The sequence below is a fragment of the Escherichia sp. MOD1-EC6162 genome (assembly GCF_002965125.1).
Lineage (GTDB): Bacteria > Pseudomonadota > Gammaproteobacteria > Enterobacterales > Enterobacteriaceae > Escherichia > Escherichia marmotae.
Map to the genome: position 1 here is coordinate 83,499 of NZ_PTSB01000017.1, position 16,276 is coordinate 99,774.

Consider the following 16,276-nt stretch of genomic DNA (forward strand, 5'->3'; position numbering starts at 1 on the left):
AGAAATCTAGGGCAACGACGCCCAATCTGTTACACTTCTGGAACAATTTTTTGATGAGCAGGCATTGAGATGGTGGATAAGTCACAAGAAACGACGCACTTTGGTTTTCAGACCGTCGCGAAGGAACAAAAAGCGGACATGGTCGCCCACGTTTTCCATTCCGTGGCATCGAAATACGATGTCATGAACGATTTGATGTCCTTTGGTATTCATCGTTTGTGGAAGCGATTCACGATCGATTGTAGCGGCGTACGCCGTGGGCAGACCGTGCTGGATCTGGCTGGCGGCACTGGCGATCTGACGGCGAAATTCTCCCGCCTGGTCGGTGAAACTGGCAAAGTGGTCCTCGCTGATATCAATGAATCCATGCTCAAAATGGGGCGCGAGAAGCTGCGTAATATCGGCGTGATTGGCAACGTTGAGTATGTTCAGGCAAATGCCGAGGCTCTACCGTTCCCGGATAACACCTTTGATTGCATCACCATTTCGTTTGGTCTGCGTAACGTCACTGACAAAGATAAAGCGCTGCGTTCGATGTATCGCGTGCTGAAACCCGGCGGTCGTCTGCTGGTGCTTGAGTTCTCGAAGCCGATTATCGAGCCGCTAAGCAAAGCTTATGACGCTTACTCCTTCCATGTGTTGCCGCGTATTGGCTCGCTGGTGGCGAATGACGCCGACAGCTACCGTTATCTGGCAGAATCCATCCGTATGCATCCCGATCAGGATACCCTGAAAGCCATGATGCAAGATGCCGGATTCGAAAGTGTCGATTATTACAACCTGACGGCTGGCGTTGTGGCGCTGCACCGTGGTTATAAGTTCTGACAGGAGTACGACTATGCCTTTTAAACCTTTAGTGACGGCAGGAATAGAAAGTCTGCTCAACACCTTCCTGTATCGCTCACCCGCGCTGAAAACTGCCCGCTCGCGTCTGTTGGGCAAAGTATTGCGCATAGAGGTAAAAGGCTTTTCGACCTCGCTGATTTTGGTATTTAGCGAACGTCAGGTCGATGTTCTGGGAGAATGGGCGGGTGATGCTGATTGCACCGTCATTGCTTATGCCAGCGTGTTACCGAAACTCCGCGATCGCCAGCAGCTTGCCGCGTTAATCCGCAGCGGCGAGCTGGAAGTGCAGGGCGATATTCAGGTAGTACAGAACTTCGTTGCGCTGGCAGATCTCGCGGAGTTTGACCCAGCGGAGCTGCTGGCTCCTTATACTGGTGATATCGCTGCCGAAGGCATCAGCAAAGCCCTGCGTGGTGGCGCGAAGTTCCTGCATCACGGTATTAAACGCCAGCAACGTTATGTGGCTGAAGCAATTACCGAAGAGTGGCGTATGGCGCCAGGTCCGCTTGAAGTGGCCTGGTTTGCGGAAGAGACAGCCGCCGTTGAACGTGCCGTTGATGCGCTAACCAAACGGCTGGAAAAACTGGAGGCAGTTTAATGACGCCAGGTGAAGTACGGCGCCTGTATTTCATCATTCGCACTTTTTTAAGCTACGGACTTGATGAACTGATTCCTAAAATGCGTATCACTTTGCCGCTGCGGTTATGGCGATACTCATTGTTCTGGATGCCGAATCGGCATAAAGATAAACCATTAGGCGAGCGGCTACGACTGGCGCTGCAAGAACTGGGTCCTGTATGGATCAAGTTTGGGCAGATGTTATCGACCCGCCGCGATCTTTTCCCGCCGAATATTGCCGACCAACTGGCGTTATTGCAGGACAAAGTCGCACCGTTTGATGGCAAACTGGCGAAAGCACAAATTGAAGCGGCGATGGGCGGCTTGCCGGTGGAAGCGTGGTTTGATGATTTTGACATTACGCCCCTGGCATCGGCTTCCGTTGCGCAGGTACATACTGCGCGGCTGAAATCGAATGGCAAAGAGGTGGTGATTAAAGTTATCCGCCCGGATATTTTGCCGGTTATTAAAGCGGACCTGAAACTTATTTATCGTCTCGCCCGCTGGGTGCCGCGCTTACTGCCGGATGGACGTCGTCTGCGCCCAACTGAAGTGGTACGCGAGTACGAGAAAACGTTGATCGACGAACTGAATTTGTTGCGGGAGTCCGCTAACGCAATCCAGTTGCGGCGCAATTTTGAAAACAGCCCGATGCTCTACATTCCGGAAGTTTACCCTGACTATTGCAGCGAAGGGATGATGGTGATGGAGCGCATCTACGGCATTCCGGTTTCTGATGTCGCGGCGCTGGAGAAAAACGGCACCAACATGAAATTGCTGGCGGAACGCGGCGTGCAGGTGTTTTTTACTCAGGTCTTCCGTGACAGTTTTTTCCATGCCGACATGCACCCAGGCAACATCTTCGTAAGCTTCGAACACCCGGAAAACCCGAAGTATATCGGTATTGATTGCGGGATTGTTGGCTCGCTAAACAAAGAAGATAAACGCTATCTGGCGGAAAACTTTATCGCCTTCTTTAACCGTGACTATCGCAAAGTGGCGGAGTTGCACGTTGATTCAGGCTGGGTGCCGCCAGATACCAACGTGGAAGATTTTGAATTTGCCATTCGTACCGTGTGCGAGCCAATCTTTGAAAAACCGCTGGCGGAAATTTCGTTTGGACATGTGCTGTTAAATCTGTTTAATACGGCGCGTCGATTCAACATGGAAGTGCAGCCGCAACTGGTGTTACTTCAGAAAACGTTGCTCTATATCGAAGGCGTTGGACGGCAACTTTATCCACAGCTCGATTTATGGAAAACTGCAAAACCCTTCCTTGAATCGTGGATTAAAGATCAGGTTGGTATTCCTGCGCTGGTGAGAGCCTTTAAGGAAAAAGCGCCGTTCTGGATCGAAAAAATGCCAGAACTGCCTGAATTGGTTTATGACAGTTTGCGCCAGGGCAAGTATTTACAGCACAGTGTTGATAAGATTGCGCGCGAGTTACAGTCGAATCATGTGCGTCAGGGACAATCCCGTTATTTTCTCGGAATTGGTGCGACATTAGTATTAAGTGGCACATTCTTGTTGGTCAGCCGACCTGAATTTGGGTTGATGCCCGCCTGGTTAATGGCGGGGGGGCTGAGCGCCTGGTTTGTCGGTTGGCGCAAAACACGCTGATTTTTTCATCGCTCAAGGCGGGCCGTGTAACGTATAATGCGGCCTTGTTTAATCATCATCTACCACAGAGGAACATGTATGGGTGGTATCAGTATTTGGCAGTTATTGATTATTGCCGTCATCGTTGTACTGCTTTTTGGCACCAAAAAGCTCGGCTCCATCGGTTCCGATCTTGGTGCGTCGATCAAAGGCTTTAAAAAAGCAATGAGCGATGATGAACCAAAGCAGGATAAAACCAGTCAGGATGCTGATTTTACTGCGAAAACTATCGTCGATAAGCAGGCGGATACGAACCAGGAACAGGCTAAAACAGAAGACGCGAAGCGCCACGATAAAGAGCAGGTGTAATCCGTGTTTGATATCGGTTTTAGCGAACTGCTATTGGTATTCATCATCGGCCTCGTCGTTCTGGGGCCGCAACGATTGCCTGTGGCGGTAAAAACGGTAGCGGGCTGGATTCGTGCGTTGCGTTCACTGGCGACAACGGTGCAGAACGAACTGACCCAGGAGTTAAAACTCCAGGAGTTTCAGGACAGCCTGAAAAAGGTTGAAAAGGCGAGTCTCACTAACCTGACGCCCGAACTGAAAGCGTCGATGGATGAACTGCGCCAGGCCGCGGAGTCGATGAAACGTTCCTACGTCGCAAACGATCCTGAAAAGGTGAGTGATGAAGCGCACACCATCCATAACCCGGTGGTGAAAGACAATGAGGCTGCGCATGAAGGCGTCACGCCTGCCGCTGCGGAAACTCAGGCCAGCTCGCCGGAACAGAAGCCAGAAGCCACGCCAGAGCCGGTGGTAAAACCTGCTGCGGATGCTGAACCGAAAACCGCTGTATCTTCCCCTTCATCGAGTGATAAACCGTAAACATGTCTGTAGAAGATACTCAACCGCTTATCACGCATCTGATTGAGCTGCGTAAGCGTCTGCTGAACTGCATTATCGCGGTGATCGTGATATTTCTGTGCCTGGTCTATTTCGCCAATGATATCTATCACCTGGTATCCGCGCCGTTGATCAAGCAGTTGCCGCAAGGTTCAACGATGATCGCCACCGACGTGGCCTCGCCGTTCTTTACGCCGATCAAGTTGACCTTTATGGTGTCGCTGATTCTGTCAGCGCCGGTGATTCTCTATCAGGTGTGGGCGTTTATCGCTCCCGCGCTGTATAAGCACGAACGTCGTCTGGTGGTGCCGTTGCTGGTTTCCAGCTCTCTGCTGTTTTATATCGGTATGGCGTTTGCCTATTTTGTGGTCTTCCCGCTGGCATTTGGCTTCCTTGCCAATACCGCGCCAGAAGGGGTACAGGTGTCCACCGACATCGCCAGCTACTTAAGCTTCGTTATGGCGTTGTTTATGGCGTTTGGCGTCTCCTTCGAAGTACCGGTGGCAATTGTGCTGCTGTGCTGGATGGGGATTACCTCTCCAGAAGACTTACGCAAAAAACGCCCGTATGTGCTGGTTGGCGCATTTGTTGTCGGGATGCTACTGACGCCGCCGGATGTCTTCTCGCAAACGCTGCTGGCGATCCCGATGTACTGCCTGTTTGAAATCGGTGTCTTCTTCTCACGCTTTTACGTTGGTAAAGGTCGAAACCGGGAAGAAGAAAACGACGCTGAAGCAGAAAGCGAAAAAACTGAAGAATAAATTCAACCGCCCGTCAGGGCGGTTGTCATATGGAGAGCAGGATGTTTGATATCGGCGTTAATTTGACCAGTTCGCAATTTGCGAAAGACCGCGATGATGTTGTGGCACGCGCTTTTGCTGCGGGTGTTGATGGGCTACTCATCACCGGCACTAACCTGCACGAAAGCCAACAGGCGCAAAAACTGGCGCGTCAGTATCTGCACTGTTGGTCAACGGCAGGCGTGCATCCTCACGACAGCAGCCAGTGGCAAGATGCAACAGAAGAAGTGCTTGTGGAGCTGGCCTCGCAGCCAGAAGTGGTGGCGATGGGTGAGTGTGGCCTCGACTTTAACCGCAACTTTTCTACGCCAGAAGAACAGGAACGTGCCTTTGTTGCCCAGTTGCGTATTGCCGCAGAATTAAACATGCCGGTGTTTATGCACTGTCGCGATGCCCATGAGCGGTTTATTACATTGCTGGAGCCGTGGCTGGATAAACTACCTGGCGCGGTGTTGCACTGTTTTACTGGCACACGCGAAGAGATGCAGGCATGTGTGGTGCGAGGCATTTATATTGGCATTACTGGTTGGGTTTGCGATGAACGACGCGGACTGGAACTGCGAGAACTGTTGCCGTTGATTCCGGCAGATAAACTACTGATTGAAACTGATGCACCGTATTTGCTCCCACGCGATCTCACGCCGAAGCCATCCTCCCGGCGCAACGAGCCAGCCTGTTTGCCCCATATTTTGCAACGTATTGCGCACTGGCGTGGGGAAGATGCCGCATGGCTGGGTGCCACCACGGATGCCAATGTCAAAAAGTTATTTGGGATTGCGTTCTAGAGTTTGCGGAACTCGGTGTTCTTCACACTGTGCTTAATCTCTTTATTGATAAGATTAAGCAAGAGCATAGAGCGTGCCTCACCGTCGGGTTCGGTGAAAATGGCCTGAAAACCTTCGAAAGCACCTTCGGTAATAATCACCTTATCACCTGGATATGGCGTTGCCGGATCGACAATGTCTTTCGGTTTATACACCGATAACTGATGAATCACCGCCGATGGGACTATCGCTGGCGATGCGCCAAAACGGACAAAGTGGCTGACACCCCGAGTGGCGTTGATGGTGGTGGTATGAATCACTTCTGGATCAAATTCCACAAACAGGTAGTTGGGGAACAATGGCTCACTGACTGCAGTACGTTTGCCTCGTACGATTTTTTCCAGGGTGATCATCGGCGCCAGGCAATTAACCGCCTGTCTTTCGAGGTGTTCCTGGGCACGTTGGAGTTGCCCGCGCTTGCAGTACAGTAAATACCAGGATTGCATAATGACTCTTATCCGTTTAATCGGGGCGCAAGAATAGCAAAAGCGATGCGTTAAGTTAATTATATTCCCGGGTTTGCGTTATACCGCCTGAGTTCACGCTAATTTAACAAATTTACAGCATCGTAAAGATGAACGCCGTATAATGTGCGCAGATTAAGAGGCTACAATGGACGCCATGAAATATAACGATTTACGCGACTTCCTGACCTTGCTTGAACAGCAGGGTGAGCTAAAACGTATCACGCTCCCGGTGGATCCGCATCTGGAAATGACTGAAATAGCCGACCGCACATTGCGTGCCGGTGGACCTGCGCTGTTGTTTGAAAATCCTAAAGGTTATTCAATGCCGGTGCTGTGCAACCTGTTTGGTACGCCGAAACGTGTCGCTATGGGTATGGGGCAAGAGGATGTTTCGGCGTTGCGGGAAGTCGGTAAATTATTAGCGTTTCTGAAAGAACCGGAGCCGCCAAAAGGCTTTCGCGATCTGTTTGATAAGCTGCCGCAGTTTAAGCAGGTGTTGAACATGCCGACGAAACGGTTACGTGGTGCGCCCTGTCAGCAAAAAATTGTTTCTGGTGATGATGTCGATCTCAACCGCATTCCCATTATGACCTGCTGGCCGGAAGATGCTGCTCCGTTGATTACCTGGGGGTTGACGGTGACGCGGGGGCCGCACAAAGAGCGGCAAAATCTTGGCATTTATCGCCAGCAGTTGATTGGTAAAAACAAGCTGATTATGCGCTGGCTGTCGCACCGCGGCGGTGCGCTGGATTATCAGGAGTGGTGCGCGGCGCATCCGGGTGAACGTTTTCCGATCTCTGTTGCTCTGGGGGCTGATCCTGCGACGATTCTCGGCGCGGTGACGCCAGTGCCGGATACGTTGTCGGAATACGCCTTTGCCGGATTGTTACGTGGCACCAAAACCGAAGTGGTGAAGTGCATTTCTAATGACCTCGAAGTACCTGCCAGTGCAGAAATCGTGCTGGAAGGGTATATCGACCCGGGTGAGATGGCTGCAGAAGGCCCATATGGTGACCACACGGGTTACTATAATGAAGTTGATAGCTTCCCTGTCTTTACCGTAACGCACATTACCCAGCGTGAAGATGCGATTTACCACTCCACCTATACCGGTCGTCCGCCAGATGAACCTGCGGTGTTGGGCGTGGCGCTGAACGAAGTGTTCGTGCCGATTCTGCAAAAACAGTTCCCGGAAATTGTTGATTTTTATCTGCCGCCGGAGGGCTGCTCTTATCGACTGGCGGTAGTGACGATCAAAAAACAGTACGCTGGACACGCAAAGCGCGTCATGATGGGCGTCTGGTCGTTCTTACGTCAGTTTATGTACACTAAATTTGTGATCGTCTGCGATGATGATGTCAACGCACGCGACTGGAACGATGTGATTTGGGCGATTACTACCCGCATGGACCCGGCGCGGGATACGGTGCTGGTTGAAAATACGCCTATTGATTATCTGGACTTTGCCTCGCCTGTTTCCGGGCTGGGTTCAAAAATGGGGCTGGATGCCACGAATAAATGGCCAGGGGAAACCCAGCGTGAGTGGGGGCGTCCTATCAAGAAAGATCCGGATGTTGTTGCGCATATTGACGCAATCTGGGATGAACTGGCCATCTTTAACAACGGTAAAAGCGCCTGATGCGCGTTTGTTTTGCCCTATTTATTGATCCGACAGAGAAAGCGCATGACAACCTTAAGCTGTAAAGTGACCTCGGTAGAAGCTATCACGGATACCGTATACCGTGTTCGAATCGTGCCAGATGCGGCCTTTTCATTCCGTGCAGGTCAGTATTTGATGGTAGTGATGGACGAGCGCGATAAACGCCCATTTTCAATGGCCTCAACGCCTGATGAAAAAGGATTTATCGAGTTGCATATCGGTGCTTCTGAAATCAATCTTTACGCGAAAGCTGTCATGGACCGCATCCTTAAAGATCATCAAATCGTAGTCGATATCCCCCACGGTGAAGCCTGGCTGCGCGATGATGAAGAGCGTCCAATGATTCTTATTGCCGGCGGCACGGGCTTCTCTTATGCCCGTTCTATTTTGCTGACGGCGCTGGCGCGTAATCCCAATCGTAATATCACTATTTACTGGGGCGGGCGTGAGCAGCAACATCTGTACGATCTTTCTGAGCTTGAGGCGCTTTCGCTTAAGCATCCTGGTTTACAAGTGGTGCCGGTGGTTGAACAGCCGGAAGCGGGTTGGCGAGGGCGTACCGGTACGGTATTAACGGCGGTGTTGCAGGATCACGGTACGTTAGCAGAGCATGATATCTATATCGCTGGACGTTTTGAGATGGCGAAAATCGCCCGAGACCTGTTCTGCAATGAGCGTAATGCGCGGGAAGATCGCCTGTTTGGCGATGCGTTTGCGTTTATCTAAGGGTTAAAAAAACCCGCCCCTGACAGGCGGGAAAAACGGCAACTAAAGCTTTATTCAGTGGCATTACTCTATGTCGCGTCTTATCCGGCCTACAAAGAGTCCTGAACCGTAGGCCGGATAAGGCGTTCACGCCGCATCCGGCAAGTGTTTAAACCCGCTCAAACACCGTCGCAATGCCCTGACCCAGACCGATACACATCGTCGCCAGACCAAACTGGGCATCTTTGCGTTCCATCAGATTCAGCAGCGTGGTGCTGATACGCGCACCGGAACAGCCCAGCGGATGACCCAGTGCGATCGCGCCACCGTTGAGGTTGATCTTCTCGTCAATCTGCTCCATCAGCCCCAGATCTTTAATACACGGCAGGATCTGCGCGGCAAAGGCTTCATTCATTTCAAACACGCCGATATCGCTGGCAGAAAGCCCCGCTTTTTTCAGCGCCAGCTTCGAGGCCGGAACCGGGCCGTAACCCATAATCGACGGGTCACAACCGACAACCGCCATCGAACGCACGCGGGCGCGTGGCTTAAGACCTAATTCACGGGCGCGGCTTTCACTCATCACCAGCATGGCTGCAGCACCATCGGAAAGCGCAGAAGACGTGCCCGCCGTTACCGTACCGCTGACCGGATCGAACGCCGGACGTAGCGTGGCGAGGGCTTCCACGGTGGTTTCCGGGCGAATCACTTCGTCGTAATTAAACTGCTTCAGTACACCGTCGGCATCGTGACCACCTGTCGGGATGATTTCATTTTTAAATGCGCCCGACTGCGTGGCGGCCCAGGCACGAGCGTGTGACCGTGCGGCAAAGGCATCCTGCATTTCACGGCTGATACCGTGCATACGCGCCAGCATTTCTGCCGTTAAGCCCATCAGGCCCGCCGCTTTGGCAACATTGCGGCTAAGACCCGGGTGAAAATTGACACCGTGGCTCATTGGTACATGACCCATGTGTTCCACACCGCCGACCAGACATGCCTGCGCATCGCCAGTCATGATCATTCGTGCCGCGTCGTGCAATGCCTGCATGGATGAACCACACAAGCGATTGACGGTAACCGCCGGGACGGAATGCGGCACTTCTGCCAACAGCGCCGCGTTACGGGCGATGTTGAAACCCTGCTCCAGCGTTTGCTGCACACAACCCCAGTAAATATCGTCGAGAGCCGCTGCTTCCAGCGCCGGATTACGCGCCAGTAGACTACGCATTAAATGAGCGGAGAGGTCTTCCGCGCGCACGTGACGAAAAGCACCGCCCTTCGAACGGCCCATCGGGGTGCGAATTGCATCGACAATGACAACCTGTTCCATTGTGACTCCTTAAGCCGTTTTCAGGTCGCCAACCGGACGGGCTGGCTCAACCGGGGGATAGTATGGTTCGTTATGGCGCGCTTTATTACGCAGACCTTCCGGCACTTCATACAGTGGGCCGAGGTGCTGATATTGCTGCGCCATATCGAGATATTTCGCGCTGCCGAGGGTGTCCAGCCAGCGGAACGCGCCGCCGTGGAACGGAGGGAAGCCCAGGCCGTAGACCAGCGCCATATCCGCTTCTGCCGGAGTGGCGATAATGCCTTCTTCCAGGCAGCGCACCACTTCGTTGACCATCGGGATCATCATGCGGGCGATAATCTCTTCCTCGCTGAAATCACGCTTTGGCTGGCTGACTTCTGCCAGCAGGCCGTCAACGGCGGAATCTTCTTCTTTCTTCGGCTTGCCTTTGCTGTCTTCTTTATAGCGCCAGAAACCGAGGCAATTCTTCTGACCAAAGCGGTTGGCATCAAACAATGAATCGATGGCGTCGCGATAATCTTTTTGCATCCGCTGCGGGAAGCCCGCTGCCATCACTGCCTGGGCGTGATGCGCGGTATCAATCCCCACGACATCCAGCAGGTATGCCGGACCCATCGGCCAGCCAAACTGTTTTTCCATCACCTTGTCGATCTTGCGGAAATCCGCACCGTCACGTAGTAACTGGCTGAAACCAGCGAAGTACGGGAACAGCACGCGGTTAACGAAGAAGCCCGGGCAGTCGTTAACTACGATCGGCGTCTTGCCCATCTTGCTTGCCCAGGCGACAACTTTTGCGATGGTTTCGTCGGAGCTTTTCTCACCGCGAATAATTTCTACCAACGGCATCCGGTGCACCGGGTTAAAGAAGTGCATCCCGCAGAAATTTTCCGGGCGTTCCAGCGCGTTGGCCAGTTCGCTGATAGGAATGGTTGAAGTGTTAGAAGCCAGCACGGTATCCGGACGTACTTTCTGCTCAGTTTCTGCCAGCACGGCTTTTTTCACTTTCGGGTTTTCAACAACCGCTTCTACCACAATATCCACGCGGTCAAACCCGGCGTAGTCGAGCGTTGGGTGAATCGTGGAGATCACGCCAGCCAGTTTCAGACCATCGATCTTGCCGCGCTCAAGCTGCTTGTTCAGCAGTTTCGCGGCTTCGGTCATGCCGAGGGTTAACGACTTGTCGTTGATATCTTTCATGACAACCGGCACGCCTTTCCACGCGGACTGGTAAGCAATGCCGCCCCCCATAATGCCCGCGCCCAGTACAGCGGCCTGTTTCGGTGTTTCAACGTCTTGGGTAAGTTTTTTCGCTTTGCCTTTTACATATTGATCGTTAAGGAAAATGCCGACCAGTGCGCGGGCTTCGTTGGTGTGCGCCAGCGGAACAAAGCTTTTGTTTTCCAGGTTTAAGGCTTCTTCACGACCAAAACGGGCGGCGGCTTCAATGGTTTTTACTGCGGTGATGGGGGCCGGGTAATGTTTCCCCGCTGTTTGTGCGACCATCCCTTTAGCGATGGTGAAGCTCATGGTGGCTTCAATCTTGCTAAGTTTCAGCGGTTCCAGCTTCGGCTGACGTTTCGCTTTCCAGTCGAGGTCGCCGTTAATGGCCTGGCGTAAAATTGCCATCGCGCCTTCAAGTAGTTTTTCTGCTTTGACTACGCCATCAACCAGACCGATTTTCAGCGCCTGTTCGGCCCCGACATCTTTACCGGCGGCAATGATTTCCAGCGCACTGTCAGCGCCCAGCATTCGTGGCATACGCACGGAGCCGCCAAAGCCCGGCATGATGCCAAGTTTGGTTTCCGGCAACCCGATACGCAGATCCGGCGTCGCCAGACGATAATCGGTCGCCAGCACGCATTCGCAGCCACCGCCCAGCGCGTAGCCGTTGACCGCGGCAATGGTCGGCACCGGCAGGTCTTCCAGTCGATTAAACACGCTATTGGCAAAATGCAGCCACTGGCTTAATTGTTCTTCCGGAACGAGAAACAGCGATAAAAATTCGGTGATATCGGCACCGACAATAAAGGCTGCTTTGTTCGAACGCAGCAGCAGCCCTTTTAAATCTGATTGTTGTTCCAGCACGCCGATGGCCTCACCGAGGCTGGCGACGGTTGCAGTGTCGAGTTTATTAACTGAGCCTGGGGCATCGAACACCAGTTCGGCAATGCCATCTTCCAGCCAGTCAAGGTACAGGGTGTCGCCTTTGTAAAGCATGTCAGTCTCCTGAATCCGCAAGGTGATCTGGTCGTACCAGATGGCTTGAAGTGTGTGTTTTATGTTAAAAATATGCAAATAAAAGATTAAAGAAATGCCGTTCTGATCACGCTCGGCAGAAATCACGCTCTGTATGAACGTTGTGCTAAGATGCGGAGACTTAAGGTCAAAAAACAGAAGGGTAAAAAATGGAATCACTGGCCTCGCTTTATAAAAATCATATAGCTACCTTGCAAGAACGGACTCGCGATGCGCTGGCGCGCTTCAAGCTGGATGCATTACTTATTCACTCTGGCGAGCTGTTCAACGTTTTTCTCGACGATCATCCCTATCCGTTTAAAGTGAACCCGCAATTCAAAGCATGGGTGCCGGTAACTCAGGTGCCAAACTGCTGGTTGCTGGTGGATGGCGTGAACAAACCGAAACTGTGGTTTTATCTGCCGGTTGATTACTGGCACAACGTCGAACCGCTGCCGACCTCCTTCTGGACTGAAGATGTGGAAGTGATCGCGCTGCCGAAAGCTGATGGTATTGGTAGCCAACTGCCTGCCGCGCGCGGCAATATCGGTTATATTGGTCCGGTGCCGGAACGTGCGCTGCAACTGGGCATTGAGGCCAGCAACATCAACCCGAAAGGGGTCATTGACTACCTGCATTACTACCGTTCTTTCAAAACCGAGTACGAACTGACCTGTATGCGTGAAGCGCAGAAAATGGCGGTCAATGGTCATCGCGCGGCAGAAGAAGCCTTCCGTTCCGGTATGAGCGAGTTCGATATCAACATCGCCTACCTGACCGCGACCGGCCATCGTGATACCGACGTACCTTACAGCAACATTGTGGCGCTTAACGAACATGCTGCGGTGTTGCATTACACCAAACTGGATCATCAGGCGCCGGAAGAGATGCGCAGCTTCCTGCTGGACGCCGGGGCCGAATATAACGGCTATGCGGCTGACCTGACTCGTACCTGGTCGGCAAAAAGCGACAATGACTATGCGCAACTGGTGAAAGACGTTAATGATGAACAACTGGCGCTGATCGCCACCATGAAGGCGGGTGTCAGCTATGTGGATTACCACATCCAGTTCCATCAGCGCATCGCTAAACTGTTGCGTAAACACCAAATCATCACTGATATGAGTGAAGAAGCGATGGTCGAAAACGATCTTACCGGGCCGTTTATGCCGCACGGTATCGGGCATCCGCTTGGCCTGCAGGTGCATGACGTAGCCGGTTTTATGCAGGATGATAGTGGTACGCATCTCGCGGCACCGGCAAAATATCCGTACCTGCGCTGCACTCGTATTCTCCAGCCGGGGATGGTGTTAACCATTGAACCGGGTATCTACTTCATCGAATCGCTGCTGGCTCCGTGGCGTGAAGGGCAGTTCAGCAAACACTTCAACTGGCAGAAAATTGAAGCACTGAAACCGTTCGGCGGCATTCGTATCGAAGACAACGTGGTGATCCACGAAAATAACGTGGAAAACATGACCCGGGATTTGAAGCTGGCGTGATGGAAAGCTGGTTAATTCCTGCGGCACCGGTCACGGTCGTTGAAGAGATCAAAAAAAGCCGCTTCATTACGCTGTTGGCACATACCGATGGCGTCGAGGCGGCGAAAGCGTTTGTTGAATCAGTACGGGCAGAACACCCCGATGCTCGCCACCATTGCGTGGCGTGGGTGGCGGGGGCGCCTGACGATTCACAACAACTGGGCTTCTCCGATGACGGTGAACCGGCGGGAACGGCAGGTAAACCGATGCTCGCCCAACTGATGGGCAGCGGCGTCGGGGAAATTACCGCCGTGGTGGTGCGCTACTACGGCGGCATATTGCTGGGCACCGGTGGGTTAGTGAAAGCTTATGGCGGCGGAGTGAATCAGGCTCTGCGCCAGCTAACGACCCAACGCAAGACGCCATTAACCGAATATACTTTGCAATGTGAATATAGTCAGTTAACCGGTATTGAAGCGTTGCTGGGGCAGTGTGACGGCAAAGTTATTACCAGCGATTATCAGGCATTCGTTCTGCTGCGGGTGGCGCTTCCGGCGGCGAAAGTGGCTGAATTTTCCGCAAAGCTGGCGGATTTTAGCCGTGGTTCATTGCAATTGTTAGCGATTGAAGAATAATCCCCACTTCATTTTGCAGAACTAAGGAAGCGGCAGAGATGCATTTTCGCGCCATAACCCGAATCGTTGGACTACTGGTCATCTTATTTTCAGGGACCATGATTATCCCAGGGCTGGTAGCGCTCATCTACCGGGATGGGGCGGGCCGCGCATTTACCCAGACTTTTTTTGTCGCCCTCGCGATTGGCTCCATGCTGTGGTGGCCGAACCGTAAAGAGAAGGGCGAGCTGAAATCCCGCGAAGGGTTTCTGATTGTAGTGCTGTTCTGGACCGTGCTGGGTAGTGTCGGTGCGCTCCCTTTTATCTTCTCGGAAAGCCCGAACCTCACCATTACAGATGCGTTTTTTGAATCCTTCTCCGGTCTGACCACCACAGGCGCAACGACGCTGGTGGGGTTGGACTCACTCCCTCATGCCATCCTCTTTTATCGCCAGATGCTGCAATGGTTTGGCGGGATGGGGATCATCGTGTTAGCAGTCGCGATACTGCCTATTCTCGGTGTAGGTGGAATGCAGCTCTATCGCGCGGAAATGCCCGGCCCGCTGAAAGATAACAAAATGCGCCCGCGTATTGCGGAAACGGCAAAAACTTTGTGGTTGATTTATGTTCTGTTGACCGTCGCCTGTGCGCTGGCGCTGTGGTTTGCTGGAATGGATGCCTTTGATGCCATCGGTCATAGCTTTGCGACAATCGCTATTGGTGGTTTCTCGACACATGATGCTAGTGTTGGCTATTTCGATAGCCCGACCATTAACACTATTATTGCTATTTTCTTGCTGATCTCCGGCTGTAACTACGGTCTGCACTTCTCGCTGTTAAGTGGGCGTAGTCTGAAGGTTTACTGGCGCGATCCGGAATTTCGCATGTTTATCGGCGTACAGTTTACGCTGGTGGTTATTTGTACACTCGTACTGTGGTTTCATAATGTCTACAGTTCGGCGCTGATGACGATTAACCAGGCATTTTTCCAGGTGGTGTCGATGGCGACGACCGCCGGGTTTACGACCGACAGCATTGCCCGCTGGCCGCTCTTTTTGCCGGTACTACTGTTGTGCTCTGCATTTATCGGTGGTTGCGCCGGGTCAACGGGCGGTGGCCTGAAAGTGATCCGCATTCTGCTGTTGTTCAAACAGGGGAACCGTGAGCTGAAACGTCTGGTGCATCCGAATGCTGTTTATAGCATTAAGCTAGGGAACCGCGCATTGCCGGAACGCATCCTTGAAGCCGTGTGGGGATTCTTCTCTGCTTATGCGTTAGTTTTTATTGTCAGTATGCTGGCGATTATCGCCACTGGTGTGGATGACTTTTCTGCCTTTGCGTCGGTTGTTGCGACATTGAATAACCTGGGGCCAGGGCTTGGTGTGGTTGCTGATAACTTTACCAGCATGAATCCGGTGGCTAAATGGATCCTGATTGCCAATATGCTATTTGGTCGTCTCGAGGTCTTTACATTGCTGGTGCTCTTTACCCCGACTTTCTGGCGTGAATGATGGAGTAATACGTGAAAACATTAATTCTTTTCTCAACAAGGGATGGACAAACGCGCGAGATTGCCTCGTATCTGGCTTCGGAATTGAAAGAACTGGGGAGCCAGGCGGATGTTGTCAACTTGCATCGCACCGAAGAACCAGAATGGGAAAACTACGACTGCGTGGTAATTGGTGCATCTATTCGCTACGGTCATTACCATTCTGCGTTCCAGGAGTTTGTCAAAACGCATGCCACACGCCTGAACTCCATGCCGAGCGCCTTTTACTCGGTGAACCTGGTGGCGCGCAAACCGGAGAAGCGTACTGTGCAGACCAACAGCTACGCGCGGAAGTTCTTGATGAACTCACAATGGCGTCCCGATCGCTGCGCGGTTATCGCTGGGGCGCTGCGTTATCCACGCTACCGTTGGTACGACCGCTTTATGATCAAGCTGATTATGAAGATGTCTGGCGGAGAAACGGATACGCGCAAAGAAGTTGTCTATACCGATTGGGAACAGGTAGCGAATTTTGCCCGAGAAATCGCCCATTTAACCAACAAACCGATGATGAAATAAGCATAAAGAATAAAAAACACGCATTCGGAAAATTATTTTAAATTTCCTCTTGTCAGGCCGGAATAACTCCCTATAATGCGCCACCACTGACACGGAACAACGGCAAATAAGCCGCCGGGTCAGCGGGGTTCTCCTGAG

At 52.4% G+C, this 16,276-nt stretch carries 16 protein-coding genes; 13 read left to right on the forward strand and 3 right to left on the reverse strand.

What is annotated here, in order from left to right:
- Window positions 1-69: 69 nt before the first annotated feature.
- The 7 genes from ubiE (at window position 70) to tatD (ending at window position 5,554) form a co-directional block, all read left to right on the forward strand.
- Entirely contained in the window at window positions 70-825 is a 756-nt protein-coding gene (gene ubiE / locus A9587_RS15260; RefSeq protein ID WP_000227958.1) for a bifunctional demethylmenaquinone methyltransferase/2-methoxy-6-polyprenyl-1,4-benzoquinol methylase UbiE, read from the forward strand.
- A 13-nt stretch (window positions 826-838) separates the two neighbouring features.
- Window positions 839-1,444, forward strand: coding sequence for a ubiquinone biosynthesis protein UbiJ (ubiJ, locus tag A9587_RS15265; protein ID WP_001116105.1), 606 nt, complete (start codon window positions 839-841; stop codon window positions 1,442-1,444).
- Window positions 1,444-3,084 carry a ubiquinone biosynthesis regulatory protein kinase UbiB gene (gene ubiB, locus A9587_RS15270; RefSeq protein WP_000187550.1) on the forward strand — a complete coding sequence of 547 codons (1,641 nt, stop codon included), beginning with the start codon at window positions 1,444-1,446 and terminating at the stop codon, window positions 3,082-3,084. The genes ubiJ and ubiB overlap by 1 nt, the downstream gene beginning before the upstream one ends.
- A 78-nt stretch (window positions 3,085-3,162) precedes the next feature.
- Window positions 3,163-3,432, forward strand: coding sequence for a Sec-independent protein translocase subunit TatA (gene tatA, locus A9587_RS15275; RefSeq protein ID WP_001517367.1), 270 nt, complete (start codon window positions 3,163-3,165; stop codon window positions 3,430-3,432).
- 3 nt (window positions 3,433-3,435) lie between these two features.
- Entirely contained in the window at window positions 3,436-3,951 is a 516-nt protein-coding gene (gene tatB / locus A9587_RS15280) for a Sec-independent protein translocase protein TatB (RefSeq protein WP_105263723.1), read from the forward strand.
- Window positions 3,952-3,953: 2 nt separating this feature from the next.
- Window positions 3,954-4,730, forward strand: coding sequence for a Sec-independent protein translocase subunit TatC (gene tatC, locus A9587_RS15285; RefSeq protein ID WP_000109943.1), 777 nt, complete (start codon window positions 3,954-3,956; stop codon window positions 4,728-4,730).
- 41 nt (window positions 4,731-4,771) lie between these two features.
- On the forward strand, window positions 4,772-5,554 hold the full coding sequence (gene tatD / locus A9587_RS15290; RefSeq protein ID WP_105263724.1) for a 3'-5' ssDNA/RNA exonuclease TatD: 783 nt from the start codon (window positions 4,772-4,774) through the stop codon (window positions 5,552-5,554).
- On the opposite strand, the gene rfaH is transcribed toward tatD, so the two are convergent.
- Complete coding sequence (gene rfaH, locus A9587_RS15295; RefSeq protein ID WP_001192396.1) at window positions 5,551-6,039, reverse strand: transcription/translation regulatory transformer protein RfaH; 489 nt, start codon at window positions 6,037-6,039, stop codon at window positions 5,551-5,553. The two genes, tatD and rfaH, sit on opposite strands and share 4 nt — an antisense overlap.
- A gap of 166 nt (window positions 6,040-6,205) precedes the next feature.
- On the opposite strand from rfaH, the gene ubiD reads away from it, so the two are divergent.
- Together ubiD and fre are read left to right on the forward strand one after the other, a co-directional pair.
- A complete protein-coding gene (gene ubiD, locus A9587_RS15300; RefSeq protein ID WP_000339824.1) occupies window positions 6,206-7,699 on the forward strand; it encodes a 4-hydroxy-3-polyprenylbenzoate decarboxylase in 1,494 nt (497 codons plus the stop codon).
- Window positions 7,700-7,744: 45 nt separating this feature from the next.
- A complete protein-coding gene (gene fre, locus A9587_RS15305) occupies window positions 7,745-8,446 on the forward strand; it encodes an NAD(P)H-flavin reductase (protein WP_001517365.1) in 702 nt (233 codons plus the stop codon).
- A gap of 148 nt (window positions 8,447-8,594) precedes the next feature.
- On the opposite strand, the gene fadA is transcribed toward fre, so the two are convergent.
- Entirely contained in the window at window positions 8,595-9,758 is a 1,164-nt protein-coding gene (fadA, locus tag A9587_RS15310; RefSeq protein ID WP_105263725.1) for an acetyl-CoA C-acyltransferase FadA, read from the reverse strand.
- Between the two features lie 9 nt (window positions 9,759-9,767).
- Complete coding sequence (fadB, locus tag A9587_RS15315; RefSeq protein ID WP_000965974.1) at window positions 9,768-11,957, reverse strand: fatty acid oxidation complex subunit alpha FadB; 2,190 nt, start codon at window positions 11,955-11,957, stop codon at window positions 9,768-9,770.
- A gap of 188 nt (window positions 11,958-12,145) precedes the next feature.
- On the opposite strand from fadB, the gene pepQ reads away from it, so the two are divergent.
- Genes pepQ through hemG form a run of 4 tightly spaced genes read left to right on the forward strand, consistent with a single transcriptional unit; the run spans window position 12,146 to window position 16,138 of the window.
- A complete protein-coding gene (gene pepQ, locus A9587_RS15320; protein ID WP_001517361.1) occupies window positions 12,146-13,477 on the forward strand; it encodes a Xaa-Pro dipeptidase in 1,332 nt (443 codons plus the stop codon).
- Window positions 13,477-14,091: an IMPACT family protein gene (locus A9587_RS15325; RefSeq protein ID WP_001517360.1), complete on the forward strand. Its 615-nt coding sequence runs from the start codon at window positions 13,477-13,479 to the stop codon at window positions 14,089-14,091. The genes pepQ and A9587_RS15325 overlap by 1 nt, the downstream gene beginning before the upstream one ends.
- A gap of 38 nt (window positions 14,092-14,129) precedes the next feature.
- Window positions 14,130-15,581, forward strand: coding sequence for a Trk system potassium transporter TrkH (gene trkH, locus A9587_RS15330; protein ID WP_000545680.1), 1,452 nt, complete (start codon window positions 14,130-14,132; stop codon window positions 15,579-15,581).
- Window positions 15,582-15,592: 11 nt separating this feature from the next.
- Window positions 15,593-16,138 (forward strand): menaquinone-dependent protoporphyrinogen IX dehydrogenase, encoded by a 546-nt coding sequence (gene hemG / locus A9587_RS15335; RefSeq protein ID WP_000853977.1) that lies wholly within the window; start codon window positions 15,593-15,595, stop codon window positions 16,136-16,138.
- Window positions 16,139-16,276: the final 138 nt, after the last annotated feature.